10 protein-coding genes are annotated in these 10859 nt (G+C 65.7%); 2 read left to right on the top strand and 8 right to left on the bottom strand.

Features of this window, described 5'->3' with window-relative positions:
• Positions 1-6: 6 nt before the first annotated feature.
• From ACTTAI_RS12745 to ACTTAI_RS12710, 8 genes are all read right to left on the bottom strand, one after another.
• Complete coding sequence (locus tag ACTTAI_RS12745; protein WP_444451923.1) at positions 7-1836, bottom strand: feruloyl-CoA synthase; 1830 nt, start codon at positions 1834-1836, stop codon at positions 7-9.
• Positions 1837-1844: 8 nt separating this feature from the next.
• Positions 1845-2327: a MarR family winged helix-turn-helix transcriptional regulator gene (locus ACTTAI_RS12740; protein ID WP_444451922.1), complete on the bottom strand. Its 483-nt coding sequence runs from the start codon at positions 2325-2327 to the stop codon at positions 1845-1847.
• A 7-nt stretch (positions 2328-2334) separates the two neighbouring features.
• Positions 2335-3654, bottom strand: coding sequence for a TRAP transporter large permease (locus tag ACTTAI_RS12735; RefSeq protein ID WP_444451921.1), 1320 nt, complete (start codon positions 3652-3654; stop codon positions 2335-2337).
• A complete protein-coding gene (locus ACTTAI_RS12730) occupies positions 3654-4241 on the bottom strand; it encodes a TRAP transporter small permease (RefSeq protein WP_444451920.1) in 588 nt (195 codons plus the stop codon). Before ACTTAI_RS12730 ends, ACTTAI_RS12735 begins: the two co-directional genes overlap by 1 nt.
• Position 4242: 1 nt before the next feature.
• Positions 4243-5283: a TRAP transporter substrate-binding protein gene (locus tag ACTTAI_RS12725; protein WP_444451919.1), complete on the bottom strand. Its 1041-nt coding sequence runs from the start codon at positions 5281-5283 to the stop codon at positions 4243-4245.
• A gap of 66 nt (positions 5284-5349) precedes the next feature.
• Positions 5350-6129, bottom strand: coding sequence for a crotonase/enoyl-CoA hydratase family protein (locus tag ACTTAI_RS12720; RefSeq protein WP_444451918.1), 780 nt, complete (start codon positions 6127-6129; stop codon positions 5350-5352).
• Between the two features lie 16 nt (positions 6130-6145).
• Positions 6146-6910, bottom strand: coding sequence for an SDR family NAD(P)-dependent oxidoreductase (locus ACTTAI_RS12715; protein WP_444451917.1), 765 nt, complete (start codon positions 6908-6910; stop codon positions 6146-6148).
• Between the two features lie 155 nt (positions 6911-7065).
• Positions 7066-7995, bottom strand: coding sequence for an AraC family transcriptional regulator (locus tag ACTTAI_RS12710; protein ID WP_444451916.1), 930 nt, complete (start codon positions 7993-7995; stop codon positions 7066-7068).
• 226 nt (positions 7996-8221) lie between these two features.
• Here ACTTAI_RS12710 and ACTTAI_RS12705 point away from each other — a divergent pair, with 226 nt between their 5' ends.
• The gene (locus ACTTAI_RS12705; protein WP_444451915.1) at positions 8222-9652 is read left to right on the top strand and encodes an APC family permease; all 1431 of its coding nucleotides are present in this window, start codon (positions 8222-8224) and stop codon (positions 9650-9652) included.
• A 57-nt stretch (positions 9653-9709) separates the two neighbouring features.
• Positions 9710-10849: a tyramine oxidase subunit B gene (locus ACTTAI_RS12700; RefSeq protein ID WP_444451914.1), complete on the top strand. Its 1140-nt coding sequence runs from the start codon at positions 9710-9712 to the stop codon at positions 10847-10849.
• Positions 10850-10859: the final 10 nt, after the last annotated feature.

The raw sequence follows: 10859 nt of genomic DNA, 5'->3' as shown, positions 1-10859 counted from the left end.
TTCGCCTCACACCCGGATCAGGCCGGGGTCTTCGTTGTCATAGAGCCGTTCCAGAAGGTCGGCGCGGCGGGTGATGATCTTGCGCACGTTGAGCGACCCCTTGTCGGTTAGCTCGCCATCCTTCAACGAGGGCGGTTCGGCGAGGATCAGCGCGCGCGAAATCCGCTTCGCCGAGCCCGTCGCGTGGCGCGCCATCTCGCGCAGGACCATCTCGATTTCATATTGCAGGATCGGATCGATCACCGCGCCTTCGGAGGTGTTCTGCCCGTGCACATGGTCGGGCTTCGGGAAGATGAACAGCCCGACCTCGCCGCGGTCATGGCCGCAGATCACCACATCCTGCACCAGATCGCGCAGCGCTTCGAGCGCCTCCATCCGCAGCCGCCCCGCCTGCACCCAGGTGCCGGTCGTCAGCTTGAAATCCTCGGACACGCGGCCGTCAAAGATCAGCCCGCGTTCCGGGTGGGCGGGATCGACGAAACGCACCGCATCGCCGGTGATGAAAAAGCCTTCCTCGTCAAAGGCGGCGACGGATTTCACCGGGTCTTCGAAATAACCGGGCATCACATTCGGGCCGCGGACGCGGATTTCGCAGCGCAGATCGGGGTCGGGGATCAGCTTCACCTCCACCCCCGGAAGCGGCACGCCGATCAGCCCCGAGCGGGTGACGGGTTCGTGCAGCATCACGCAGGCCGGGGCGGTTTCGGTCAGCCCCCAGCTCGAGACCATCAAGGGCCGCCGCCCGCCGATCTCGAGCGCGAATTCCTCGAGCCGGGTCCAGACCTCCTGCCGCAGCGAGGCGCCCGCGTAGAAGATCAGGTCGAGATCGGCAAAGAAGGCCTCGCGCAGGGCGGGGTCTTCCTCCATCGCCGTGAGCAGCATCGAATAGCCGACCGGGACGTTGAAGGACATCGTGTCGGCGCGGGCGCGGATATTCTCGACCGAGGTCGGAAAACCCGCCGAGGTCGGCTTGCCGGTGTCGATCACCAGCGTGCCGCCATGCGCCAGCATCATGTTCAGATTGTGCGAGCCGCCAAAAACATGGTTCCACGGCAGCCAATCGACGATGCGCGGCGGGCGGGCTTTCAGGAACGGCAGCACCGAGGCGATCTGGGCCTGATTGGCGCACATCATCCGCTGTGTCGTCAGCACGCCCTTCGGGTCCGAAGACGAGCCCGAGGTGAAGAGGATCTTCGCCACCGTATCCGGCCCGACGCGGGCATGGGCCACATCCAGCGCGCGGTCAGGCGTTGCGGTCAAGAGATCGGCAAAGGGCGTGACCGGGCGCGGGGCGCCGTCGATGCGGCTTGCGACCACCTCGACCGCGGAGAGTTCCGGCAGCGCCAGCGCCGCGGCATAGGTTCCGGCATTCTCGGTGAAGACCAGCGCCGGGCGGACCTTGCTCAGCACGTAGACAAGGCGCGGATGGGCCTCGGGGATCAGCGAATATTGCTCGGCCACCGGCACCACCGGCACGCCCACATATTGCGCCCCGAGCGACAGAAGCGCGTGATCGATCGAATTGCCCGAGAGGATCACGATCGGGGTGGAGGCGCCAAGCCCCCGCGCCAGAAGCGACGCGGCAATGGCACGGACCTGGGACAGCACCTCGGCATAGCTCAGATCCCGCCAGCCAGCGCCGTTGCGTTCCGAAAGAAAGAGGCTGTCAGGGGCGGTGGCGGCCCAGCGGTGCAACCACTCGCCGGTGTTCGACACGATCGGATCGAGCGGGTAATCGGAGCGAAAGATCATCGACCCGTCGTCGCGGTAGTCGAGATGCGCCTTGTGCGGCAGGTAATCGGTGTAGGCGGGGCAGTCGGTGGCGGCGATATTCATGTCGTCTCCTATCCGGTTCGGTCGGTGGCCGAAGGGGCCTCGATGCGGTTGAGAAAGTCGCGCAGCTGGGCGCGTTCTTCGGGGCTCAGCGGCGCAAGCACACGATTGTCGTGCTCCTGCACGCGCCGCTGCGCGTCATTCCAGAGTTTGCGCCCGGCCAGCGTCGGGCGCAGCGCATAGGAACGCCGGTCGCCCTCGACCTTGTTGCGGCTGATCAGATCGGCGGCTTCGAGTTCATCGACGATCAGCACCACGCCCGAGCGTTCGATCGAAAGGGCCAGCCCCAGCGCCGATTGCGTGATGTCCGGGTTCTCGACGATGATGGCGAGCGCCGAAAAGGTGGCGGGCCGCAATCCAAGCGCCGCGATCGTCGGCCGCATGTCGGCGTCGATCACCAGATAGGCGCGCTTCATGTTGTAGCCGATGAATTGGCGCAAGCTGTCGTCCTTGGGCAGGAAAGCGGCGTCCGGGGCGGGTTTGGGGCGTTTCATGGTGTCCTCATTGCATCAGGCTCACCAGACCGTAGCTGAGGACCGGAAAGGCGACCAGAAGGCTGATCCGCCCGAGTTCCGAGACCACGAAGGGCACGGTGCCAAGGAAGACCTGCCGGGTCGGAATGTCCCGCGCCATCGCCGAGATGACGAACAGGTTCATGCCGACGGGCGGGGTGATCATCCCCATTTCCACGACGACAAGGGTGATGATGCCAAACCACATCGCCTGCGCTTCCGGGGCCAGGCCGAAATCGAGCCCCATCACGGTCGGAAAGAACACCGGCACGGTCAGAAGGATCATCGACAGGCTGTCCATCACGCAGCCCATGATCAGGTAGAAGGTGATCATCGCGATCATCACGGTCAGCGGCGCAAGGCCCGAGCCGCCGACCCAATCGGCCAGCTCGACCGGCATCCGCGACAGCGTCAGTGCGACGTTGAACAGATCGGCGCCAAAGACGATGGCGAAGATCATCGCGCTCGACACCGCAGTGTCGATCAGGCAGGCGATCAGGATTTTCGGCGTCAGCGTGCGGGTCAGAAGCCCCGCCGCGGCCACGGCGACGACTCCGACCGAGGCGCCTTCGGCCGGGGTGAAGAAGCCGCCATAGATGCCACCCAGAACCGTCGCGAAGATCCCGACGATGTGCCAGATGCCCAGAAGTGACCGGAACCGGGTTGCCCAGCTTGCCGCGGGCGTGGCCGGGCCTTCCTCGGGGAAAAGCCGGACCCAGACCAGCACGGCCAGACCGAAACCAAGGACGGCAAGGGTTCCGGGGATCGTGGCGGCAAGGAAAAGTTTGACGATGTTCTGCTCGGTCAGCATCGCATAGATGATCAGCACGACCGAGGGCGGGATCAGGATCCCCAAGGTGCCGCCCGCGGCGAGCGCGCCCGAGGACAGCGCCCCGGAATAGCCCGCCCGTTTCATCTCGGGCAATGCCACGCGCGCCATGGTCGAGGCGGTGGCGAGTGACGATCCGCAGATCGAGCCGAACATCGCGCAGCCGCCAATCGCGGCCAGCGCCATGCCGCCGCGCCAATGCCCGATCCAGGCGTTCGAGGCGGCAAACAAGCGGCCCGAAATCCCGGTCATCGTGGCGATATTGCCCATCAGCACAAAGAGCGGCACGATCGCCAGTTCATAGGAGCGGAACTTGTCGGGCCAGGCGGTCGAAAGATAGGTCGTCAGCGCTTCGGGGCTGGCGAGCATCGCATAGCCGATGGCGCCGATGCCGCCCATCGAGAGCGCCACGGGCACGCGGGCGAAGATTGCCAGCAGCATCAGCGCGCACAACAGGATCGCAAGGGTGACAGGGTCCATCAGCCGCGCTCCTTTGGCTCATGGCCGCGCAGCAGCGCGACGGCCGTTTCGAAGGCGACCAGTGCCGACAGCCCGGTGCCGAAGATCGCGGGGACATGCAGCCACCAGACCGGCACACCCAGAAGCATCGTGCGGTCGCCGTAACCTTTCACCTCGATCAGGCCAAGGCAGAGCCAGACCGCGACCGAGGCCCAGAACAGCCCGAAGACGGTGGTCCAAAGACCCTCAAGCTGCAGCCGGTTGCGCATCGGCAGCCAGTTCGTGAACAGATCGACGACGACGTGGCCGCGCTTGAGCTGGCACAGCGGCAGGAACAGGCTGGCGGCGGTGGTGGCGACGATCTCGGTCAGTTCGAAATCGCCGCGGATGCCGCCAAGGCCAAGGTTGCGCCCGATCACCGAAGCGGTGACGGTCAGCGAGACGGCGAAGATCGCCGCCCCGCCGAGCCCGGCGGAAAGGGTGCAAAGCCGGTCCAGTGCGGTGACCCGCAACGAGAGCGGATCGGGATGGGCCGAGCGGGTCTCGCCCAAGGGCGCGGGGGTCATCGGCGGACCATCGGCGCGGGGAAGGGTGCGGATCTGTTCCATGTCAGGCATCCAGCAGCGCGTTCGCCCGCGCCATGATCGCGGCACCATCCAGACCGGCCGCGGTCAGTTTCGCGGCCCAGGCCTCGTGCACCGGGGCGGCGGCCTCGCGCCAGCGGGCGATCTCGGCGGCGTCGATCTCGTGGATCGGGCTGCCCGCGGTGATCACCGCCTGACGGCCAACCTCTTCCGAGGCATCGAAATTCTGCCCCATCCGGTCTGACAGCACGGCGCCCGTGGTGGCATCGAAGATCGCCCGCAGCTCCTCGGGCATCCGGTCATGGCTGCGTTCGTTCATCACCAGCGCGAAGGTGTTGGTGTAAAGCCCCCGCGCCCCCGCGGCGGCGGCGGAATGTTCATGCGTCAGTTCCTGCAGCTTCAGCGCCGGGACCGCCTCATAGGGAAGGCAGCAGCCGTCGATGACCCCGTTCGAGAGGCCGACAACCATTTCGGTCACCGGAAAGAAGACGGGTTCGGCGCCAAGTGCGGCCAGAAACTCCCCCGTCGTCTTGTTGGGCGAGCGCAGCCGCAGCCCCTTCATGTCGGCGGCCGTCGTCACCGCGGCCTTGGTCATGTGGAACTTGCCCGCCGCATGGGTGTGAAAGGCGAGCGGCCGCACCCCCTTGTAATCGGCCTGCCCGAATTCCTCCATCAGGGTCCGCATCGCCACCGTGGTCTTCGCCGCCGTCGTTGCCATGAAGGGCAGCGACAGGGTTTCGGCGACCAGATAGCGATCCGGCGTGTAGACGGTCAGCGTCCAGGCAATGTCGCAGGTGCCGCCCTTGACCTGATCGACAAGCTGCGGCGGCTTGCCGCCCAGCTGCATCGAGGGGAAGATCTGCACGGCGATCCGCCCGTCCGAAGCGTCAGAGAGCTCCTGCGCCCAGGGTTCGAAGACCTTGGTCTGGGTCGAGGTCATCGCGGGCATGAAATGGTGCAGCCGCAGCGTCACCTCGGCTGCCCGGGCACGGCGGACAAAGGCGGGTGCGGCCAAAGCGACACCCAGCGTCGCGAGAACCCCGCGACGGGTCAGGTTCATCGTCATGTCTTCCTCCCTTGGTGGCGTCCTGGCCCCTCCCGGCCGGACGGACCGCCGCCCCTCTTGCGGGGGCTAGCGGAACTTCGGTTGCCGCCGTTCAAGGAAGGCGGAAAGCCCTTCCTCGGCGTCACGGCTGGTCTGTGAAACGGCGGCACAGAGGCTTTCGGTGAAAAGCCCGTCGGCGCGGCCCATGTCCTCGATCCGGGCAAGCGCCTGAATCATCATGAAATTCGAAAGTTGCGCATTGTCGGCGATGCGGGCGGCAAGCTCGCGTGCCTTGGCCAAAGCCTGCCCCTCGGGGACAAGGTAATGCGTCAGACCCAGCGCCAGCCCGTCCTCGGCCGAATAGGTGCGGCCGGTCAGCATCATCTCGCACATCCGGTCGGCGCCCAGGATGCGCCCGACCCGGACCGAGGCGCCGCCGCCGACAAAATTCCCCCGCCGCCCCTCGGGCAGCTGGAAAATCGTCGAGGGTTCAGCCACGCGGACATGGGTCGCGGCGGCGAGTTCAAGCCCCCCGCCGATCACTGCGCCGAACATCGCCGAGACCACCGGCAGGCCGGAAAACTGCACCATCTCCATCACCCGGTGCCAGTTGCGGGAATGACGCAACGTGCCCTCGGCGTCGCGGGCGACATGTTCCGACAGATCAAGGCCCGAGCAGAAATGCCCCTCGGTTCCGGTCAGGATCACCACGCGGATGCCCTTGGGCGGGGCGGCGAAGAAGGCCTCGATTTCGGCCAGAAGGCCGTCGCACATGGCGTTGCGTTTGGCCGGGCGGTTCATCGTGAGCGTGGCGATGGCGCCCTCGAGCGTGATGTCCAGAAGCGGGCGGGAAAGCGGCTTGTTCATCGAATGTCCTTTGCAATCAGCGCGGTGCAAGGCGAACTGCGGCATCGAGCCGGATCACCTCGCCGTTGAGATAGGGGTTGAGCGCGATCTGCCCGACGAGGAGGGCGAAATCCTCGGGGGCGCCAAGACGCGCGGGAAAGGGGATCGTGGCGGTGATCGCGGCGCGGGCGTCTTCGGGCAGACCTGCGGTCATCGGCGTCTCGAAAAGACCCGGCGCAATCGTCATCACGCGGATGCCGAGCCGGGCGAATTCGCGCGCGGCCGGCAGTGTCAGCGCGGCGACGCCGCCCTTGGAGGCCGCATAAGCCGCCTGACCGATCTGCCCATCCTGCCAGGCGACCGAGGCGGTGTTGATGATCACGCCGCGCGCGCCATCCGGCATCGGCTTCAGCCCCGCCATCGCCTGCGCGGCGTGGCTCAGCACGATATAGGTGCCAAGCAGATTGACCCGCAGCGTGCGCTCGAAGGTGGCGATGGGCAGGGCGCCCTCGCGCGGCAGGATGCGCCCGGCAGTGCCGATGCCCGCACAGCTGACAGCGATGCGCGGCGCCGTGCCAAAGACCGTCTGCACTTCGGCAAAGGCGGTGGCGACCGAGGTTTCCTCGGCGACATCGCAGGCAAGGCCGAGCCCGCCGATCTCGTCCGCCAAGGCCTGAGCGGCGGCGCCGTCACGGTCGAGCACCGCAACGCGGCAGCCATTCGCGGCCAGATGCCGGGCGGTTGCGCGACCAAGGCCGCTGCCGCCTCCGGTCACCAAAGCCGTTCCGAATGTCGCCAGCATCGCGCGTCTCCATAATTGTTATGTATAATAACAATCCATGATCGAACGATTCCGTCAAGGGTGTTTCTGGCTTGCAGGTCATCTTTTGGTTGTGGCGCCGCGCAGCCAAAGACCCGCCGTGCTGGCGGTCGACCTCGTCGCCCCTGTCGGGGCTGTCATTTCGGGGGGACGCGGCTTGGGGCAACGCCGGTCCAGTTGCGCCACGCGCGCCAGAACACCGTGCCATCGGCATAGCCCAGCGCCTGCGCCACCGCCTCGACGCTCAGGCCGCGCTCGCGCAGCAGCACCTCGGCCCGGCGCTGCCGTTGCTGGCGCAATAGCCCGCTCAGGCTCGCACCTTCCGCGGCCAGACCCCGTTGCAGGCTGCGCGGCGCCATCCGCAACGCCGCCGCAATCGTCGGCAGGTCGATCGCGCGCACACCGAGATAAAGGTCGATCAGCGCCTCGACCTGGGACACAAGGCTTTCGGCGCGGCTGACATCGGCGGTCAGATCCTGCAGATGCCGCTCGATCAGCGCGATCATGTCCGGGTCTTCAGCGCGATGCACCCGGTCGGCCTCGGCGGCGGCAAAGACGATGGCATTCGTCGGTTGCGAATAGCGCACCGGGGCACGGAACAGCGCCTCGAGCCGCGCTTTCTCGGGGATCGGCGGATGGGTGAAGCGGATCTCCAGCGGGCGCCAGCGCGGATCGAAGGCGCCGCGGATCAGCCGTGAAACCGCCGCGAGGCTGAATTCCGTATCCTGCCGCGAGGCGATCAGCACCGGCGCTGTCAGCCGGTAGGTGAAGACAAGTTGATCGTCCTCCTCGGTCAGGCTCGATTGCGTCGCGCTTTGCAGCGCCCCCGACCAGCGCGCAAAGGCCGCAAGCGCGCTGCGGATCGTGCCCGCCTGCACCGCGCGCAGGCCGATCGGCGCCAGATTGCCCGGCCGCATCCCGAACCCCAAGCGTGCGCCAAAGAGCGGATCGCCCGCCAATTCCGCCGCAGTCTCGAAAATCGAGAGATAACTTTGCAAGGGAATCGCTTCGTAAGGATCGGCCAGCACCTCGGGCGAGAGCTTTTCGCGGGCAAGCAGAATTTTCAACTTGCCCGGATCATCGGCAAAGTATTCCAGAATTGGCCCAAAAATCAGGGCCCTGACAGACAGCATTCCGGGCAATGGGCTGCTGATCGCGGACATTTTTCCTCATTTTCCGCCCGTAGGGGGTCTTTGGCGCAAACTATCGGATTTTTGGCGCGCTTTGCAATGGTCGCTCTTGTCTTGCGGCCTGCAGACCGGAGTCAAAGAAACCGAAACAGGGATCGGGAAAATGGAAAACCAACCGGGCGCGAACCGCCTGCAGGCCAATTCGATAGGGCTTGCGCATATCATCTTCTTTGTCGTCGCGGCCGCCGCGCCGATGACCGCTGTCGTCGGCGCGACGCCGCCCGCCTTCGCTTTTGGCAATGGCGCGGGCGTGCCGGGCGCCTTCATCCTTGCGGGGATCCTCTATCTGCTGTTCTCCGTGGGGTTCACCGCGATGACCCGGCACGTCAGCGGGGCAGGGGCATTTTACGCCTATATCACCCGCGGCCTTGGCAGCCCCGCGGGCATCGGCGGCGCGCTGACCGCGCTTTTGGCCTATTTCGCCATCCAGATCTCGGTTTTCGCGCTGTTCGCCGTCTTTGTTTCGGGCTTTGCGGCCTCGCTCGGGCTTGATCTGCCCTGGTGGGTCTGGGCCTTTGCGGGGCTGGTCATCGTGGTCCTGCTGGGCCGTCGCCACATCGCGGTGTCGGGGGTGATCCTTGGCCTGTGCATGATCGCGGAGCTGATCATCCTGCTCGTCCTCGACATCGCCATTCTGGCGCATGGCGGCGGCGAGATCGGCATCACGGTCTCGGGCTTCCGCCTGTCGGAGGTCTTCGGCCCCGGCCTTGGCGTCACCATGGTCTTCGTGCTGGGCTCCTATGTCGGCTTCGAGGCCACCGCGATCTTCGGCGAGGAAGCCTCGAACCCCGACCGCACCATTCCCCGGGCGACCTATATCGCCGTGATCCTGATCACCGCCTTCTATGCCTTCTCGACCTGGGCCATCGTGCAATACTACGGCCCGGAGCAGGCGCAGGCCGCCGCCGCCGCCTCGCTCGAAGGGTTCTACTTCAACGTCATGGAGGCGCTGCTGGGCGGCTGGGTGGTGAAACTGGCCAATATCCTTCTGATCACCAGCCTTTTTGCCTGCCTGCTGTCCTTCCACAACACGCTCAACCGCTACTTCTATGCGCTGGGCCACGAGGGGCTTTTGTCCTCGCATGTGACGAAAGTGCATGACGATCACGGCTCGCCGCATGTGGCGGGGCTGGTGCAGGCGGCGCTGGTGGCTGCGATCCTTGGCCTGTTCGCGCTCTTTGGCGCCGACCCTTACGGCATCGTCTTTTCCTGGATGTCAGCGCTGGCGGTTCTGTCGATCGTCGCAGTGCAGATCATGGTCTCGATCGCCGTCATCGCCTTTTTCCGGCGCGACAATTTCGGCCGCTCGCCCCTTGTGACCGTGGTGGCGCCCGCTCTTGCCACGCTTGGCCTGATGACCGCCTTCGGTCTTGTCTGGTCGAACCTGTCGATGCTGACCGGGTCCGAAAGCCCGATCGTGCAGGCCTTCCCGGTGATCGTCGTCTGCGTCGCCGCCTCCGGCTCGCTTCTCGCCCTGCGCATCAAACGCAGCCAGCCCGAGCTTTACGCCCGCCTCGGCCGCGCCTTCGACTGAGCCTTTCCCGCCCTGCCGCGCGGCAGGGCCACCCTTCCCAAACCAGAGAGAAACCCCATGAACGCCGAAACGCGTATCGATTTCATCTACCTGTCCGAACCTGACATGATCAAGGCGGGCGTCACCGACATGGCCGCTTGCGTCGACTGCATGGAGGAGATGTTCGGCCTGCTGCATTCGGGCGATTACCGCATGGCCGGGGCGAACAACGACAGCCACGGCGCGATGGTAATGTTCCCGGCGGAAAGCCCGTTCCCGACGATGCCGAAACCCACCGCGGACCGCCGCTTCATGGCGATGCCCGCCTATCTGGGCGGTCGCTTCTGCACCACGGGCGTCAAGTGGTATGGCTCGAACATCGCGAACCGGCAAAAGGGCCTGCCGCGCTCGATCCTGATGTTCACCTTGAACGACACCGAGACCGGGGCGCCCTTGGCCCATATGTCGGCGAACCTGCTCTCGGCCTATCGCACCGGCGCGGTGCCGGGCGTCGGCGCGCGCCATCTCGCCCGGCCCGACTCGAAGATCGTCGGCATCCTCGGGCCGGGGGTGATGGCGAAGACGACGCTGGCCGCCTTCATGGTCGCCTGTCCGAAAATCGACACGCTGAAGGTGAAGGGCCGCGGCGAGAAAAGCCTGAACAATTTCCTTTCGTGGGTGGCCGAGACCTATCCGCAAATCATCTCGGTCACGGTTGTCGACAGTGTCGAAGAGGTCGTGCGCGGCTCGGATTTGTTCTCCTATTGCAACTCGGGCGAGACGGGCGACCCCTCGACCTATCCGATTGTCAAACGCGAATGGGTCAAGCCCGGCGCCTTCATGGCGATGCCCGCGGTGTGCAACATCGACGAGGGGATGCAGGCGCCTGACGTGCGCAAGGTGCTGGATAACACCGGGCTTTACGAGGCCTGGTACGAGGAAGTGCCGAAGCCCGCGCATAACACCATTCCGGTGATCGGCGTGAAGTTCATGGACATGATCGCCGAGGGCAAGCTGACCCATGACGATCTGGAAGACCTTGGCGCCATCGTTGCGGGCGACGCGCCGGGCCGCAAGAATGACGAGGAAATCATCATCATGTCGGTGGGCGGGATGCCGGTCGAGGATGTGGCCTGGGGCACGGTGCTTTACCGCAACGCGATCGAACGCGGCATCGGCGTGAAGCTGAACCTCTGGGACGAGCCCGTCCTGCGCTGACCTTTCGGGG

Source organism: Rhodobacter capsulatus (assembly GCF_052363175.1).
GTDB classification, from domain to species: domain Bacteria; phylum Pseudomonadota; class Alphaproteobacteria; order Rhodobacterales; family Rhodobacteraceae; genus Rhodobacter; species Rhodobacter capsulatus_D.
This window is presented reverse-complemented; position numbering and strand designations above follow the sequence as displayed.

Bases quoted from the DNA above. Each gene is read 5' to 3' on its own strand.
- ACTTAI_RS12745 (WP_444451923.1), bottom strand. From the start codon at position 1,836: ATGAATATCGCCGCCACCGACTGCCCCGCCTACACCGATTACCTGCCG.
- ACTTAI_RS12740 (WP_444451922.1), bottom strand. From the start codon at position 2,327: ATGAAACGCCCCAAACCCGCCCCGGACGCCGCTTTCCTGCCCAAGGAC.
- ACTTAI_RS12735 (WP_444451921.1), bottom strand. From the start codon at position 3,654: ATGGACCCTGTCACCCTTGCGATCCTGTTGTGCGCGCTGATGCTGCTG.
- ACTTAI_RS12730 (WP_444451920.1), bottom strand. From the start codon at position 4,241: ATGGAACAGATCCGCACCCTTCCCCGCGCCGATGGTCCGCCGATGACC.
- ACTTAI_RS12725 (WP_444451919.1), bottom strand. From the start codon at position 5,283: ATGACGATGAACCTGACCCGTCGCGGGGTTCTCGCGACGCTGGGTGTC.
- ACTTAI_RS12720 (WP_444451918.1), bottom strand. From the start codon at position 6,129: ATGAACAAGCCGCTTTCCCGCCCGCTTCTGGACATCACGCTCGAGGGC.
- ACTTAI_RS12715 (WP_444451917.1), bottom strand. From the start codon at position 6,910: ATGCTGGCGACATTCGGAACGGCTTTGGTGACCGGAGGCGGCAGCGGC.
- ACTTAI_RS12705 (WP_444451915.1), top strand. From the start codon at position 8,222: ATGGAAAACCAACCGGGCGCGAACCGCCTGCAGGCCAATTCGATAGGG.
- ACTTAI_RS12700 (WP_444451914.1), top strand. From the start codon at position 9,710: ATGAACGCCGAAACGCGTATCGATTTCATCTACCTGTCCGAACCTGAC.